Origin of the sequence: Nocardia sp. NPDC057663 (genome assembly GCF_042799895.1) — a bacterium.
In the GTDB taxonomy this organism is placed as follows: Bacteria; Actinomycetota; Actinomycetes; order Mycobacteriales; family Mycobacteriaceae; genus Nocardia.
On record NZ_JBHVHX010000012.1, the window covers coordinates 127,205 to 143,175 of the forward strand.

Annotated in this window: 13 protein-coding genes; 6 read left to right on the forward strand and 7 right to left on the reverse strand. The window is 69.1% G+C overall.

Features of this window, described 5'->3' with window-relative positions:
- Positions 1 to 33 precede the first annotated feature (33 nt).
- From ACFVAV_RS23715 to ACFVAV_RS23730, 4 genes are read right to left on the reverse strand one after another with little or no spacing between them, the layout of a single operon-like run.
- Positions 34 to 1,101 (reverse strand): putative zinc-binding metallopeptidase, encoded by a 1,068-nt coding sequence (locus ACFVAV_RS23715; protein WP_379037331.1) that lies wholly within the window; start codon positions 1,099 to 1,101, stop codon positions 34 to 36.
- Positions 1,102 to 1,105: 4 nt separating this feature from the next.
- Positions 1,106 to 2,002, reverse strand: coding sequence for a transglutaminase N-terminal domain-containing protein (locus ACFVAV_RS23720; protein ID WP_379037333.1), 897 nt, complete (start codon positions 2,000 to 2,002; stop codon positions 1,106 to 1,108).
- Positions 1,999 to 5,085: a circularly permuted type 2 ATP-grasp protein gene (locus ACFVAV_RS23725; protein ID WP_379037335.1), complete on the reverse strand. Its 3,087-nt coding sequence runs from the start codon at positions 5,083 to 5,085 to the stop codon at positions 1,999 to 2,001. Before ACFVAV_RS23725 ends, ACFVAV_RS23720 begins: the two co-directional genes overlap by 4 nt.
- 26 nt (positions 5,086 to 5,111) lie before the next feature.
- Entirely contained in the window at positions 5,112 to 8,798 is a 3,687-nt protein-coding gene (locus tag ACFVAV_RS23730) for a transglutaminase family protein (protein WP_379037336.1), read from the reverse strand.
- Positions 8,799 to 8,998: 200 nt separating this feature from the next.
- Here ACFVAV_RS23730 and ACFVAV_RS23735 point away from each other — a divergent pair, with 200 nt between their 5' ends.
- The gene (locus ACFVAV_RS23735; protein WP_379037337.1) at positions 8,999 to 9,640 is read left to right on the forward strand and encodes a hypothetical protein; all 642 of its coding nucleotides are present in this window, start codon (positions 8,999 to 9,001) and stop codon (positions 9,638 to 9,640) included.
- Here the strand turns inward: ACFVAV_RS23735 and recR are convergent.
- The gene (gene recR / locus ACFVAV_RS23740) at positions 9,637 to 10,245 is read right to left on the reverse strand and encodes a recombination mediator RecR (protein WP_019044526.1); all 609 of its coding nucleotides are present in this window, start codon (positions 10,243 to 10,245) and stop codon (positions 9,637 to 9,639) included. The two genes, ACFVAV_RS23735 and recR, sit on opposite strands and share 4 nt — an antisense overlap.
- Complete coding sequence (locus ACFVAV_RS23745) at positions 10,245 to 10,589, reverse strand: YbaB/EbfC family nucleoid-associated protein (RefSeq protein ID WP_379037339.1); 345 nt, start codon at positions 10,587 to 10,589, stop codon at positions 10,245 to 10,247. The genes recR and ACFVAV_RS23745 overlap by 1 nt, the downstream gene beginning before the upstream one ends.
- Positions 10,590 to 10,813: 224 nt before the next feature.
- Between ACFVAV_RS23745 and ACFVAV_RS23750 the strand changes: the two genes are divergently transcribed.
- From ACFVAV_RS23750 to ACFVAV_RS23760, 3 genes are read left to right on the forward strand one after another with little or no spacing between them, the layout of a single operon-like run.
- A complete protein-coding gene (locus tag ACFVAV_RS23750; protein ID WP_379037340.1) occupies positions 10,814 to 11,374 on the forward strand; it encodes a hypothetical protein in 561 nt (186 codons plus the stop codon).
- A gap of 45 nt (positions 11,375 to 11,419) precedes the next feature.
- Positions 11,420 to 12,250 carry a MerR family transcriptional regulator gene (locus tag ACFVAV_RS23755; protein ID WP_379037341.1) on the forward strand — a complete coding sequence of 277 codons (831 nt, stop codon included), beginning with the start codon at positions 11,420 to 11,422 and terminating at the stop codon, positions 12,248 to 12,250.
- Positions 12,247 to 12,597: a VOC family protein gene (locus ACFVAV_RS23760; RefSeq protein ID WP_379037342.1), complete on the forward strand. Its 351-nt coding sequence runs from the start codon at positions 12,247 to 12,249 to the stop codon at positions 12,595 to 12,597. Before ACFVAV_RS23755 ends, ACFVAV_RS23760 begins: the two co-directional genes overlap by 4 nt.
- Before the next feature lie 3 nt (positions 12,598 to 12,600).
- Here ACFVAV_RS23760 and ACFVAV_RS23765 read toward each other — a convergent pair whose 3' ends face one another.
- A complete protein-coding gene (locus ACFVAV_RS23765; protein ID WP_379037343.1) occupies positions 12,601 to 13,035 on the reverse strand; it encodes an SRPBCC family protein in 435 nt (144 codons plus the stop codon).
- A gap of 175 nt (positions 13,036 to 13,210) precedes the next feature.
- Here ACFVAV_RS23765 and ACFVAV_RS23770 point away from each other — a divergent pair, with 175 nt between their 5' ends.
- Positions 13,211 to 14,647 carry an FAD-binding oxidoreductase gene (locus tag ACFVAV_RS23770; protein ID WP_379037383.1) on the forward strand — a complete coding sequence of 479 codons (1,437 nt, stop codon included), beginning with the start codon at positions 13,211 to 13,213 and terminating at the stop codon, positions 14,645 to 14,647.
- Positions 14,644 to 15,960, forward strand: coding sequence for a class I SAM-dependent methyltransferase (locus ACFVAV_RS23775; RefSeq protein WP_379037344.1), 1,317 nt, complete (start codon positions 14,644 to 14,646; stop codon positions 15,958 to 15,960). The genes ACFVAV_RS23770 and ACFVAV_RS23775 overlap by 4 nt, the downstream gene beginning before the upstream one ends.
- Positions 15,961 to 15,971 lie beyond the last annotated feature (11 nt).

A 15,971-nucleotide genomic window follows, 5' to 3' on the forward strand; every position in this document is an offset into this window, starting at 1 on the left:
AGCTGTGACCCACATCGCAGTGGAATTGCGGTATTACGCGACCACTGCTGCCTCGGATGTCGCGTTGCTGCGTTCACACAACTCGTGCACGAAGCGCATCTTCTCCAGGACATGATCGGGCAGGACGAACGGATAGAGATCGTCGTGCCCCATCGAGCGGTTCACCATGTTCAGCGACCAGGCCAGGGGCAACCACAGTTCGATGATCTTGTCGAAGCCCGCGCGCCCGACCTGGGGCCGATCCAGGGTGGCGCCCGCGGGGGCGATGCCGAAGGCGGCGGCGGTGTCGAGGGTGTCGCGGATGTGCAGGTAGTGGGCGAAGGTCTCGGCCCAGTCCTCCGCGGCGTGCATGGTGGCATAGGACGACACGTAGTCGTCCTCCCAGCCGGGCGGCGCACCGTACGAGTAGTGGCGGTTCAGCGCGTCCTGATAGTCGGCGTACGGATCGCCGAACAGATCGCGGAACCGTTGCAGCGCTTCGTCTCCGGCGACCAGCACGGTGAAGTAGTAGTGGCCGATCTCGTGCCGGAAGTGGCCGAGCAGGGTCCGGTACGGTTCGTCCATCTCGATCCGCAACTGCTCGCGATGCGGGTCGCTCGCCTCGGCCAGGTCGAGGGTCACGACACCATCGATATGGCCGGTGAGCACGCCGTCGGTGCGGCTGGAGAGCAGGTCGAAGGCGAGGCCGTGACCGGGATCGGCGTCGCGGCCGACGATCGGCAGGCCGAGTTCGACCAGCTCGAAGATCAAGCGGCGCTTGGCCGCCTCGGCCTCGGCGAACGCGGACAGACCGTCGGCGTCGGCGTCATTGGGCCGGGTGCGGGTGAGCGCGCACGACTCGCACAGCATCGGCCCCGCGGTGTAATCCGACCTCGATACCAGCCAATTACATTGCGCCACATGCAGGTTGTCGCACAACCGGAACCGGTCGCCGCAGACGACGCCACCCGCGTGATCGATCGCCGTGTCGCCCCGCGGGTCGCCGATCACCACCAGGGCCCGTTCCCGCAGGCTGAAACCGAGCGGGCTGGAACACGACAGGCACACCGAGTTCTCGAAGGCCAGCTGCTGTCCGCAATTCGGGCAGGCGAAATCACGCAAGGGACTACACCTCCACCGGGGCTACATCGACCGAGACCTTGATCGTGGATTGTTTGGCGTCGGTGTAGATGATGCCACGCAGGGGCGGAACATCCTGGTAGTCACGCCCCCACGCCACGGTCACGTAGCGCTGGTCGGCGAACTGGTCGTTGGTGGGGTCGAAGGCGATCCAGCGGCCGGTGCGGTCGGTCTCGTCGGTGCCGGGCAGCCAGACCGCGGCCCACGCGTGGGTGGCGTCGACCCCGACCATGCGCTCCTTGCCCGGCGGCGGATCGGTGGCGAGATAGCCCGAGACGTAGCGCGCGGCCAGCCCCCGCGACCGCAGGCAGGCCGCGCCGATCCGGGCGAAGTCCTGGCAGACACCCTCGCGGGCGGCGAAGACGTCGGCGACGCTGGTGGTCACGGTCGTCGAGCCGGAGCGGTACCGGAAATCCTCGTGGATGCGGGTGTTCAGCTCGGTGACCGCGTCGAGCAGCGGCCGGCCCGCCGGGAAACTCTGCGCGGCGTAGGCCGCGACCTCCGGGGTGATCTCGGGCGGCAGCAGGTCGAGGGTGAACTCCACGGCCAGCGGGCCGGTGGCGACGCTCGGCCGGGCCTGCTCCCACGGCAGGTCGACGCCCGGCATCGCCGACGGGTGGTCACCGTCGACGTCGACCAGCGATTCGCCGGTGACCTCGAGCGTCCGATGCTCCGATGTCACATGGAAATACGTCGTCGTGTTGCCGTAGACGTCGGTGCCGACGGACCGGTCCGACGGCACCGGGTCGATGTAGATGTCGTGCTCGAGCGACCGCTGACCGGCGAATTCGCGCGGTGTCAGATACGCACGGCCGTAGGAGCTGGTGACCTCGTCGGAGTAGCTGTAGGTGGTGCGGTGCACCACCCGGTACCGCCTGCTCATCCGACCATCCTGGTGTTGCCCCACAGTGGCTGGATAGCCACCGGCACAGCGAGTTTGGTCGTCTCGAACGACTCCGACAGCTTGCGCAGCCGCAAGTGCACCCCCTCCAGCAGTTCCACCAGCTCGGTGCGCACACCGTCGGCGTCGGTGTGTTCCAGCTCGGCCGGGTCGATGCGGCGCAGCATGCGCTGGGCGTCGGCGAGCAGCCGCTGCGACCGGGACGCGCCGGAACCACCCGGCAGCGCCTGGAAGTCGGCTTCGAGCCGGTCGAGCTGATACACCAGCGATCGCGGGTTGCCCGCGTCGAACAGCAGCAGCCCGGCCAGCGCGGCGACATGCGCCGAACCACGGTGGCGGCGGCGGTAACTCACCGCGGACTCGGTGGCGACGAGCACCGAATCGGTGACCACCCGCTCCACCTCCGCCGGACTCGCCTGCGCCAGTGCGGCATTGAGCAGCGAGGTCAGCGCGAGTCCGCGTTCGATGCGCTTGCCGATGTCCATGACGTACCAGCCGGTGTCGCGCACCAGCGATTCCGCGCCGATCCCCGACAGCGACAGCAGCGCGGACAGCGCCAGCGAGTGCACCGAGGACAGCGCGTTCTCCTGTTCGGTACTGGCACTGCGGAATTCGGCCAGCGCGCGGTCGACGGCGCCGACGATCATCCAGGTGTCGCCGGAGAGCTGGTCACGCACGGCACGCGCCGCCGAACCGTAGTGGTCGACGGCGTAGGACAGCGAGCCGGGCAGATGCTTGTCGCCGGTGAGCGTGGCCAGGTACTGGAAACCCTCGGCGGAGGCACCTGCGACGGCTCGGGGTTCCGCACTGACCCGCTTACCCGAAACCTTGGGTCGCGAACTAGCTTTCACCTGCTCCTGCCGCCCACGGTCGACCTCGCGATCGTCATCCTCCGCAGGCTCCGCGCCCCGCTCTGCGGCACTGCCCGTGGTGCGCAGGGCACGTGCCAGCGCACTGGTTCCCGCCCGCTCCCACGGAGGTGAGGACTCCTCGTCATCGGACTCCGATTCCACCGCAGCAGAATCCGCCCCTGCATCGGCGATCCCACCGTCCATCGAGTCCGAGTTCCGGCCCGGAGTGGCGGTGCCCGTCGCATCGGATGCCGCCCTGGCTGCGGAAGTGTCCGGCTCTCCAGCAGTGGACCGCGCGTCCTGGCTCTCCGGCGCACCGGAAGTCGACCCGTCGCCGGCCTGTGGCTCCACCCGAACGAGCGCGCCGACCGGTCCGGTCCCGTCGGGCAGCACCGATTCCGGCGCGACCGTGCCCGTGGTCACCGACAGCGCCCGCATCAGGATCGGCAACGCCTCGGCGCCTTCCAGCCACGGCCGGTAGCGGTAGTCCTGGTAGACGTCGTGGGTCGTGGCGAGCAACCGGACCACGGCTTCGGCGCGTTCGCTGTAGCGGCCCATCCAGAACAGGTCGTTGAGCACACGCGGCGAACTGATCGCCTCGACGACCGGCACGGCCCGGCGCAGCCGTTCCTCGTGCGGCGTATCGGCGCCGACGGCGGGCGCGGTCGCGGGTGCCGCGCGCACCCAGACATCCTTGGCCGCCACCTTGATCACGCTGCGCGTCGGTTCCAGCCGCATCCGCTGCTGGCCGAGCCCACCCGACATGGCCGTATAGCCACCGCGCCGGGCCAGCGAGAACAACCGCATGCCCACCGGAGCGGGCGCGATCCCCGCCTCCCCTTCGACCGCCGGCGCGACCGAGAACTCGGCCGGTTCCTGACCCACCCATTTCCACCGCTCGGTCTCGATCCGCGCGGCGAGTTCCGCGCGCTCGGCGGCGGCCAGGCTCGGCCCGAAGATCGTCGACCCGTCGACGGCGGAACGGATCACCAGGTCACCGAGGTGCGCGACCAGGTGCGCGCGCTCGGTGTCGTCGCCGCCCCAGTAGGCGGGCATGCCGTCGAGCTGCAGGTCGGCGCCGAGGACCGAGCGGGCGATCCGCGGCAGGAACGCGCTCAGCGCAGGCGATTCCAGCAGGCCGCTGCCGAGGGTGTTGACCACCGTGACAGCGCCCCGGCGCAGCACCTCGACCAGCCCGACCACGCCGAGGCGCGAATCGGGACGCAGGTCCAGCGGATCGGAGAACTCGGCGTCGACGCGGCGCAGCACCACGTCGACCCGTTCCAGACTGCCCAGCGACCGCATCCACAGCGCGCCGTCGCGCACGACCAGGTCGGCGCTCTCGACCAGCGGGAAGCCGAGCGTCTGCGCGAGATAGGCCTGATCGAACGCGGTTTCGGAGTGCGAACCCGGGCTCAGCACGACCACGACCGGTTCCTCGCCGTCGGCCAGCTCGGGCGCGGCTTCCTCGAGCATTAGCCGCATGGCCCGCGCGAACGGGGTGAGCGGCCGCGGGCCCGCGTGCTCGAACGCCTCGGGGATGGCCGAGGCGACGACGCGGCGGTCGGCCAGCGCGTAGCCCGCGCCCGACGGCGCCTGCGCCCAGTCCGCCAGCACCCGGAACTGCCCGTCGCTCCAGCGGCTGATGTCGCAGGCGTGCAGAAACAGCTGGTGGGTGCCGGGGATGGTGATGCCGTGCGCGGCCCGCACATACCCGGTGTTGCCGAACACGATCTCGGGCGGCAGCAGGCCGGAGGCGATCAGCCTGCGCGGGCCGTAGACATCGGTGAGCACCTCGTCGAGCACGAGCGAGCGCTGTACCAGGCCGGTTTCCAGGCGGGTCCAGTCGTCGGCGGAGACCAGCAGCGGGATCGGATCGAGCCGCCACGGCATGGGCGTCGGCGCGTCGTCGCCGAGCCCGACCTCGGTGTAGGTGACGCCGTCGTCCTCGATCTGCCTGCGCACCCGGTGATCGATCCGGCCGAGTCCGCTGATGCCCTGGTCGACGAAGTCGGCCGAGAGCTCCGACCACATCGACCGCACCCGGCCCCGTCCGTCGACCAGTTCGTCGTAGTAGCCCCGGGTCGGCCGGCCGCACTCGTCATAGCGCGCCCCCGCCTTGCTCTCGGCCCGGTACCGCGCCAACTGCTCGGCGACCTGAGCGCGCACGCCCGGCGCCTTCCCGTCCCGTAGCGCCTCGTCGCGCTGAGTCACCGAGCCGACCTCGCTTCCTTTGTCGCCTACCGGCCGTCGGCCCAGTCCCACACGGTTCGCGCGCGACGTAGATCCAGGATGCCCGGTGCGCCGACATCGGTCGACTGCGCCGCGATCTTCGCACGGAGTTCGGCCGGGTCCATCGGATTCACCGTATGCCCCGCCGCCTCGAAGCGACGGTTGCGGCGCGACTGCGCGGCCACCGCGTTGACGGGCGCGTCGTCGAAGGCGCGACCGCCGGGGTGGACGACGTGATAGGTGCAGCCGCCGTGCGAGAGCCCGGTCGCGGCGTCGATCAGGTCGAACACCAGCGGCGCGTCCACGGTGATGGACGGATGCAGCGAGTTCGGCGGCTGCCAGGCGCGATAGCGCACGCCCGCCACCTGCACATCGGTCTTGCCGGTGGCCAGCAGCGGTACCGGCATGCCGTTGCAGGTCACCACGTAGCGGCCGCGATCGGCGCCGACCACCCGCACCTGCAGCCGCTCCACCGAGGAGTCGACATAGCGTGCCGTGCCCTGGCCGGTGGTCTGCTCGCCGAGGGTCAGCCACGGTTCGATCGCGCCGCGCAATTCCAGCTCGACATCGCCGATCATCGCGGTGCCGATCCGCGGGAAACGGAACTCGGTGAACGGGTCCAGCCAGCTGGTGTCGAAGTCGATGCCGTGCGCGCGCAGATCGGCGGCGACCTCGGCGATATCGCTCATCAGGAAGTGTGGCAGCAGGTAGCGGCCGTGCAGGTTGTCGCCGTGCCGCAGCAGCGGTGCGCGGTAGGGCCGGTCCCAGAACATCGCGACCAGCCCGCGCACCAGCAGCGACTGCACCATCGCCATCTGGAAGTGCGGCGGCATCTCGAAGCCGCGCAGTTCCAGCAGGCCGAGCCTGCCGCGCGCGGAATCGGGACTGTAGAGCTTGTCGATGCAGAACTCGGCGCGGTGGGTGTTGCCGGTGAGATCGGTCAGCAGATGCCGGAGGGCGCGGTCGATATGCCAAGGAGCGGACCGGATTTCGGATGGCGTACCGGCTGCTGCCTGTGCGGCGGTCAGCCGGGCGATCTCGGCGAAGGCGATCTCGAGTTCGTACAGCGCGCCCTCGCGCCCCTCGTCGACGCGCGGCGCCTGCGAGGTCGGGCCGACGAATCGGCCGGCGAACAGGTACGACAGCGCCGGATGACGCTGCCAGTAGGTCAGCATCGACACCAGCAGATCGGGGCGGCGCAGCAGCGGCGAGCGCGCGGGCGTGACCCCGCCCAGGGTGATGTGGTTGCCGCCACCGGTACCACCGTGCGTGCCGTCCACATCGAACGACTCGGTGCTCAACCTGGCCAGCCTGGCCTGCTCGTAGAGGGTGCCCAGCACCACGGCCTGCTCGGCGAACGAGCTGGTCGGCATGATGTTCACCTCGATCACGCCGGGATCGGGCGTCACCGAGAAGGTGTGCAGGCGAGCGTCGTTCGGCGGGGCGTAACCCTCCAGCACCACCGGCTGACCGAGCGCGACCGCGGCATCCTCCACCTTGGCGATCAGATCGAGGAAGTCGTCGAGCTCGCCGACCGGCGGCAGGAACACATGCAACCGGCCCGCCCGCACCTCGGCGACCAGCGCCGTGGTCGGGGTGAAGTCCGCCGGTTCGAGCACGGCGGGCGGTTCCTCGCGCGGCAGCCGCAGCGGACCCTGGAACAGCGGATCGGCTTCCGGGAGCGGCGGCGGGGTGTGCCAGGACACCGAGTCCAGCGGAAGCCGCAGTCCCGCAGGCGAATCCCCGTCCGTCAGGACGATCCGGCCGGGACCATCGTCCCCGTCGCGGCCACGACGCAGCTGCCAGTCGGCACTGGCCCAGCCCACGCCGTCGTCCCTGCGGTGTAGCGGCAGCACGTAGGCGGTCGGCTCGTTGACGGACTCGTCGAGACGGCCGAGCAGGGCTCGCCGGGCAGCGGGCGAATCCTCGGCCGGATCGAGATCGGCCTCCGGCGGTTCACCGACCGGTGCGGTGACGGTGGCGGCCAACCGGGCCAGTGGGTCCTCGAAGGCGGGGCGGACCTGGCGGTCGGGCAAGCCGAGCGAGCCGGCGACATGGGCGATCAGCGATCGAGCCGCATCGACACCGGGGCGCACCGCATTGCGCCGTGGCAGCACAGCGGTGGAGGCGGGGTGGCCCTCGGCCGGTCGGGTCGCAGCCGCGTTGGGCTGCTGCGCCGCTGCGCTCTGTGCGCGGTCCCCGGCCGGGACGAGTCCGCCCGGTACCGTGTCGCGCCCCGGGCCGTTCGCGCCCGCAACCAGCGACCCGGCACCCGGTACAGCGCCACGTGCCCCGTCGCCGTCATCGTGCGACGCGGCATCGTTCACCGGTGCGCCGTCGCGGTCCTGTGCCGCAGCATCTTCCGAAATACCGGCGACCGCGGCGGCAAACACCGGCGACGGCCCGGCGAGGTCGCCCGCGACCGGCGACCACGGGTCGGCGAGCAGGTCCTGCCTGGTCCACACCGGCTCACCATCCGCCCGCCAGGCGATGGCGATCTCCCAGCGCGGCAACGGTTCTCCGGGATACCACTTGCCCTGGCGGTACTGCACCAGCCCGGTCGGCGCGTAGATCGAGCGCAGGCGGTCGGCCAGGTCGACGGCGCGTTCTCGCTTGTGCGGACCGTCGGCATCGGTGGTCCACTGGGCGCTCATCTGGTCGTCGATCGAGACGAAGGTCGGTTCGCCGCCCATCGTCAGGCCCACATCGGCGGCGGCCATCCGCTTGTCGACGGCCGCGCCGGAGGCGGTGATCCGCTCCCACTGGGAATCGGTGTAGGGCAGGGTGACTCGCGGGTCCTCGTGCACCCGCCGCACCACATTGCTGAATTCGAGCGTGGCCTCGGTGATCCCGGTCGCGCCGGTGATCGGCGCGGCGGCGCCGGGATGCGGGGTCGCGGCGAGCGGGATGTGGCCCTCGCCGGCGAACAGCCCGGAGGTGGGGTCCATGCCGATCCAGCCCGCGCCCGGCAGGTACACCTCGGTCCAGGCGTGCAGGTCGGTGAAGTCGGCGCTCGGCCCGGACGGCCCGTCCAGCGCCGGTGTATCCGAGGTCAGCTGCACCAGGTAGCCGGAGACGAAGCGCGCGGCCAGGCCGAGTTCGCGCAGGATGGCGACGAGCAGCCACGCCGAATCACGGCAGGAGCCCAGCCGGCGGCGCAGCGTGTCGTCGGGGGTCTGCACGCCCGGTTCCATCCGCACCGTGTAGTCGACGGTGTTGCGCAGGGCGTAATTGAGCTCGACCAGGTAGTCGATGGAGCGGATACGGCCCTGCGCGCGGTGCACCCGCACCCAGTCGCGCAGCAGCTCCCCCGATCCCGGCTCGGCCTCGTCCACCGGGCGCAGATACGGCTCCAGGTCGGCGGCCAGCGCCGCGGGATAGGAGAACGGGAAGTGCTCCGCGTAGTCCTCGACGAAGAAGTCGAACGGGTTGACCACCTCGAGGTCGGCGATCAACCCCACGGTGATCGACAACTCCCGAGTCGGCTCCGGGAACACCAGCCGCGCAACGAAATTGCCGAACGCGTCCTGCTGCCAGTTCACATAGTGGCCGGGCGGCGACACCCGCAGCGAATAGGCCTCGATCGGCGTCCGCGAATGCGGTGCGGGCCGTAGGCGCACCTCGTGCGGATGCACGTCGACGAGACGATCGAAGGAGTACGCGGTCCGGTGCTCGAGTGACACCTTGATGCCCATGCCCCCAGTTGACCACACCCCACCCGTGCCCCGTGGCCTGACGAAACCGGAGTTTCCCGACGGGCACCGGGTCGAAACACACCGGAAACGATATCGGCTCGCCCTCGATTCCGGACTGACCGGAGGGAGGGAAGAATCGAGGTCACAGGGCCGATACCCGCGGCGCCGGCCGCCGATGTCACAGACCGTAGGCTGAGCGGGTGAGCTACGACCACATCCTCTTGCCGTCCGGCGTCGCCACCTCCGTCGACGAGGTGGACGCGTACCTGGCCGCCCAGGAAGGTCAGCCGGAGTCCGACGCGATCGCCGAGATCGCGGCCGAGTTGAACGCGCGCAACAACGAACTGCCGGTGGACGACTCGTTCCTCAGCGTCGAGTCCGTCGGTGGCGCGAACGGGACGACGCTCTACGTCCCCTCGCCGTACGACGCGATCGGCTTCGTCCGCACCCTGCTCTTCGACCTCGCCACCCCGCTCGGCTACGCCGTCTACGACCCGCAGCTGACCTGGCTGATCGACCCGGCCGGACACGTCCCGGTCGCCGTCACCCACGGTGGTGCGGGCGAATTCCCTTATCTCACCGAGGAATTGGCGCACCGCTGGGTCGCCGGTCTGGCCGACCCGAACCCGTACCTGATCGTCGAACGCAGCGAGCAGCGCTACATCCAGACCTACCGCGACCCCACCGGCCCCTACACGGTCGAATACCGCGACGGCTCGCCCGACAAGCACTTCGGCGCCACCGTCGACGATCCGGCACAGGTCGCCCGCATCATCTGGGACTGGACCACCGAGCAGCCCGACGCGGGTTCCGAGGTGACCTGGACCCGCGTGGAGTTCTAGAGCGCGCGCCTGCCCGACAGCGCGCGGCCCAGCGTCAGCTCGTCGGCGAACTCCAGGTCACCGCCCATCGGCAGGCCCGAGGCCAGGCGGGTGACGGTGAGACCGGGGAAATCGCGCAGCATGCGCACCAGGTAGGTGGCCGTCGCCTCGCCCTCGGTGTTCGGGTCGGTCGCGATGATCACCTCGCTCACATCGACGCCGTCGTCCTGATTGCCGATGCGGGTCAGCAGTTCCCTGATCCGCAGCTGATCGGGGCCGACGCCGCTGAGCGGATCGAGCGCACCACCGAGCACGTGGTAGCGACCACGGAACTCGCGGGTGCGCTCGATCGCCTGCACGTCCTTGGGTTCCTCGACCACACAGATCATCGTGCGGTCGCGGCGCGGGTCAGCACAGATCCTGCACAGCTCACCATCGGCGACGGTGCCGCACGAGACGCAGAACTGCACACCGTCGCGCACCTTCTGCAGCGCGGCCTGCAACCGGTCGATCTCCGGCGGCTCCACCTGGAGCAGATGAAACGCGATGCGCTGTGCGCTCTTCGGACCGACGCCGGGCAGCTTGCCCAGCTCGTCGATCAGATCCTGAACCGGCCCCTCATACATCAGAAATCGGGCAGACCGGGCAGCGAACCGCCACCGAGACCGGCCGAGAGCGGGCCGAGCCGCTCGGCCGCGAGCTTCTGCGCATTGGCCATGGCGTCGTTGATCGCGCCGATCACCAGGTCCTGCAGGCCGTCGACATCGGACGGGTCGACGATCTTCGGGTCGATCGTCAGCGCGATGATCTCACCGCTGACCTTGATGGTTGCCTGGACCAGACCACCACCGGCCTGTCCCTGCACTTCGGACTCGGCGAGCTCGGCCTGGGCCTGCATCACCGCCTGCTGCATCTGCTGGGCTTGCGCGAGCAGGGCCTGCATATCGAACTGACCATCACCGGGTTGCACAGCACGTCCTCTCCAGAAGTTTCGTCCGCGTCAAGCGTAGTCCTCACGCGCCGCCGGGATACTCCCACACCCGCCACCGCGACGGCGCATACCGACCGTGCCGTTATCCGTGACCTGCCTGGTAACACCTTGATTGCTGCCTGTCCGCGACAGATCCGGAGAGGGGCCTCGCGCCTAGGATTGATCGGGGTCGGATCCAGGTTCAGCAATTCTAGGGAGAACAGATGAGCGTCATCCGCCTGTCCCTGATCACCGCCTCGGTATCAGCTGTTGGCCTGCTCGTTCTAGCGCCGGTCACCGCGTCGGCCGAGCCTGCCGCGGCGCTCGCCGACTACGGGAACGGCTGCGTTGTCGACCCCGGCAATTCCGCGGCGACCCTCAATTCGCTGCGTAATCGCTGCAGTGTCACCCAGCAGGATCAGATCTACCGCGACGCGCAGGCGGGCAGCGTGCCGATGGGTGTCACCAACGGCTGGGTGACCCGCCCGCCGCAGCTGGTGGCGGTGGCGCCCGCCCTGTGGACCGGCAAGGTGTTCCGCACCGGCCCCGACGGCGGCACCCTGACCAACCGGGTGGTCGGCACCGAGGCGTTCCCCGCCGACGTCTACCAGACGCCGTCCATCCTCGACGGCCGTCCCGCCTGGGCCCTGAACTACGCCCCGTCACCGACACCGCAGATCTACGACGAGATCCGCGAGATCACCCCGGGCGTCTGGTTCGGCTATTCGTGGTGGCGCGAGGGCGAGTGGCCGCTGATCACCGCGTTCATCCTCGCGCCCGCGTGAGCCGATATTGACCCTCCCCCCGCTGGAGGGTGTTGGCTGATCCTCATGACAGCCACCGTGGCGATCGGCGAGTTCGCCCGCCTCACCCATCTGAGCGTCAAGACGCTGCGCTACTACCACGAGATCGAGCTGCTGGAGCCGGTCGCGGTGGACGCGGGCACCGGGTACCGCCGCTACTCCACCGCCCAGGTGGAGACGGCGCACCTGATCCGCAGACTCCGCGATCTGGACATGCCGCTCCCGCAGATCCGCACCGTCCTCGCCGCCGCCGACCCGGCCGGCCGCGACGCGACCCTGCGCGCGCATCTGACCAGGATGGAAGCCGAATTACAGCGGACCCGCGATGTCGTCGCGTCGCTGCGCGCGCTGCTCACCGTGCCCGCGCCGCCGTTGCGCGTCGACTACCGGGTCGAGCCCGCGTTCACCGCGCTCACCCGCACCGAGCGGGTCGAGCGTGGCGCGATATCCCAGTGGTGCGGCACCGCGTTCGAGCAGCTGTACGTGACCCTGCTCGGTGCGGGTGTGACACCGGGAGGCGTTGCGGGCGCGACCTATTCGACGGAGTTCTTCGCCGAGGACACCGGCGCGGTCACCGCGTACGTACCGCTGCCGCCGGGCACCGAGCTCACCGCGCCCGAGGGGCTGGCGATCACCGAGTTCGGCGCCCGCCGCTTCGCCGTCGCCGTGCACACGGGCGCGTTCGAGGACTTCGACCGCACCTACGGCGCGCTGGGCAGCCATGTCGCCGAGCACGACACCGTTCTTCCCGACGAGCCGGTCCGCGAGCGCTATCTCGTCGGCCCGGACATCACCGATAACCCGGCCGACTACCGCACCGAAGTGTGCTGGCCGATCACCGAAGGAGAAACCCGATGACCCTCGCCCTGGGCAATGTCACGTTCGACTGCGGCAACGCGAACGCGCTGGCCGAGTTCTACGCCCAGCTGCTCGACCGCCCCGTCGACCCGGAGGCCTCCGCCTTCTTCGCCACCGTCGGCCAGACCTCCGGCGCCTCGCCCGTGCTGATGTTCATCCAGGTGCCCGACAAGACGCCGGGCAAGAACGTCGTGCACCTGGACTTCCACTCCGTCCAATGGCGCGACTACGTCGAGCGCGCGATCAGCTTGGGCGCCAAGCACGTCGGCGACTTCGACGAGTACGGCCAGCAGTGGGTCACCCTCGCCGACCCCGAAGGAAACCTCTTCGACATCGGCAAGGAGTAGACCTCAGGCGAGCTCGCGCGCCAGGTTGGCGAGCACCTCGGCCTGGATCTTCTTCAGGCCGAGCGGGGCGAAGATGCCCTCGAAGATGCCCGACACACCGCCTGCGCCCTGCCAGGTGGTGCGGAGGGTGACCTGGGAGCCCGCGCCGTCCGGGGTCACGGTCCAGGTGTTGACCATCGAGGAGTTGGCGTCGCGCTCGGTGAGGATCGAGTCCGACACGGTGACGTTCGCGCGCACGTTGCGCGAGCGCTTCTCGGTGGCCTGCAACGTCCACTCCACCACGGTGCCCGCGCCCTTGCCGCCCTCGACGACCTTGTAGTCGTGGTAGTGCGAGGAGAGGATGCGCGGTCGGATCGTCTCGTAGTCGCCGATCGCTTCGAGGGTGCGCTGCGGATCCGCGGCGACGACGACCGAACTGCTGGCGCTGACCTGTCCCACTGTTGACTCCTTGTCGGGGGTGCGATGTCTCGACCTGGTTACATCCTGCACTGCGCCACAATGGATCGCCCGACCAGGTTGGCCCAACCGGATACATATGCGTGACATTTCGTCGTGGCGTGCGAGTATCCGGTAGCCCGGAGGACACGGTCGTACTAGCGTCGAACCCGTGGCAGTGAGTCTTTTGGGTAGGGCCGGCCACGAACCGGCCGCACGCGAGTCTGGATATGCCGCGCACCGAGCGGGTGTGGAGCGACTGCTGGCGAGTTATCGCGCCATTCCACCCGGCGCCGTCGTCCGTTTGGCGAAGAAGACGTCGAACTTGTTCCGGGCCAGGGCGGCGACCACCGCGCCCGGTCTCGACGTGTCGGGTCTCGGGCAGGTGATCGCCGTCGACCCGAAGTCCAGGACCGCGGACGTCGCCGGCATGACCACCTATGAGGACCTGGTCGCGGCGACCCTCCCCTACGGTCTGGCGCCGCTGGTGGTGCCCCAGCTCAAGACCATCACCCTGGGTGGCGCGGTCACCGGCCTCGGCATCGAGTCGACCTCGTTCCGCAACGGTCTGCCGCACGAATCCGTGCTGGAAATGGACGTGCTGACCGGTTCCGGCGAGATCATCACCGTCAAGCCGGACGGCGACCGTGCCGATCTGTTCAAGGGCTTCCCCAACTCCTACGGCACCCTGGGTTACACGGTCCGGTTGAAGATCGAGCTCGAACCCGTCAAGCCCTATGTCGCGTTGCGCCACGTGCGCTTCCACGACCTGCGCGAGCTGGAAGCCGAGCTCGAGCGCATCGTCACCGAGCGCAGCTACGACGGCGAGCCGGTCGACTACCTCGACGGCGTCGTGTTCACCGCGACCGAGAGCTACCTGACCCTGGGCAGGCAGACCGACGAACCCGGCCCGGTCAGCGACTACACCGGCATGGACATCTACTACCGGTCCATCCAGCACCCCAACGGGGTGAAACCGGACCGGCTGACCATCCACGACTACCTGTGGCGCTGGGACACCGACTGGTTCTGGTGCTCGCGCGCCTTCGGCACCCAGAACCCGAAGATCCGCCGATTCTGGCCGAAGGCGTTCCGCCGCAGCAGTTTCTACTGGAAGCTGGTCGCCCTCGACCGCAAGTACCACATCGGCGACCGCCTGGAAGCCCGCAAGGGCAACCCCCCGCAGGAACGGGTGGTCCAGGACATCGAGGTGCCGGTGCACCGCACCGCCGACTTCGTCGAATGGTTCCTGAAGGAAATACCGATCGAACCGATCTGGTTGTGCCCGTTGCGGTTGCGCGACAACGCCGGCGACCCGGCGGGCGACCGTCCGTGGCCGCTGTACCCGCTCGAACCACGGCGCACCTACGTCAATGTCGGATTCTGGTCCGCCGTCCCGAGCAAGCCGGGACAACCGGACGGGGCGGCCAACCGCGCGATCGAGAAGATCGTGTCCGAATTCGACGGGCACAAGTCGCTGTACTCGGATTCCTACTACGCCGAGGACGAATTCGCCGAGCTGTACGGCGGCGAGACCTATTCCGCACTGAAGAACCGTTACGACCCGGACCAACGACTGCTGAATCTGTATTCGAAGGCGGTGCAACGCAAGTGACGACATTCAAGGACCGATCCGAGGTATTCGCCGAGCTGGGAACCCGGCTCAGCATTGCCGAAGTGTTCGAGACTCTCATCGACGGTGAGATCCCGATCCGCCTGAAGGCGTACGACGGCAGCGCGACGGGACCGGAGACCGCGCCCTACACCCTCGAGATCAAGACGCCACGCGGCATCAACTACCTGGCCTCGGCGCCCGGCGACCTCGGCATGGCGCGCGCCTACATCGCGGGCGACATGGTCGCCGAGGGTGTGCATCCCGGCGACCCGTACGACATCTTGAAGGCCATGCAGGCGATGAAGTTCCATCGCCCGTCGGCGCTGTCGCTGGTCACCATCGCGCGCTCGCTGGGCTGGGAACGGCTCAAGCCGATCGCGCCGCCGCCACAGGAGACGCTGCCCCGCTGGCGTCGGATCGCACTGGAAGGCCTGCGCCACTCCAAGACCCGCGACGCCGAGGCCATCCACCACCACTACGACGTCTCGAACAAGTTCTACGAGTACGTCCTGGGCCCGTCGATGACCTACACCTGTGCGGTCTACGGCGATCCGGACTGGACCCTCGAGCAGGCGCAGGAGAACAAGTACCGGCTGATCTTCGAGAAGCTGCGGCTGAAAGAAGGCGACCGGCTGCTCGACATCGGCTGCGGCTGGGGCGGCATGGTCCGCTACGCGGCCCGGCGCGGAGTCACGGTGATCGGCGCGACGCTCTCGGCCGAGCAGGCCGCGTGGGCGCAGCAGAAGATCGCCGAGGAGGGCCTGAGCGAGCTGGCCGAGGTCAGGCACAGCGACTACCGCGACATCCCCGAGGGCGAATTCGACGCGGTCTCCTCCATCGGGCTCACCGAGCACATCGGTGTGCACAACTACCCGTTCTACTTCGGCTACATCAAGGACAAGCTGCGTGACGGCGGCCTGTTCCTCAACCACTGCATCACCCGGCCGGACAACACCCGCACCACCAAGGCGGGCGATTTCATCGACCGCTACGTGTTCCCGGACGGCGAGCTGATCGGCTCCGGCCGCATCATCTCCGAGATCCAGAACATCGGGCTCGAGGTGCTGCACGAGGAGAACCTGCGCGAGCACTACGCACTGACCCTGCACGAATGGTGCAAGAACCTGGTCGACAACTGGGACGCCTGCGTCGCCGAGGTCGGCGAGGGCACCGCGAAGGTGTGGGGCCTGTACATGGCCGGGTGCAGGCTCGGCTTCCAGCGCAATGTGGTGCAGCTGCATCACGTGCTCGGCGTGAAGCTGGGTTCCGACAGCGCCTGGGATGTGCCGCTGCGCCCCTGGTGGCAGCCGTAGTTCGCGCCTGA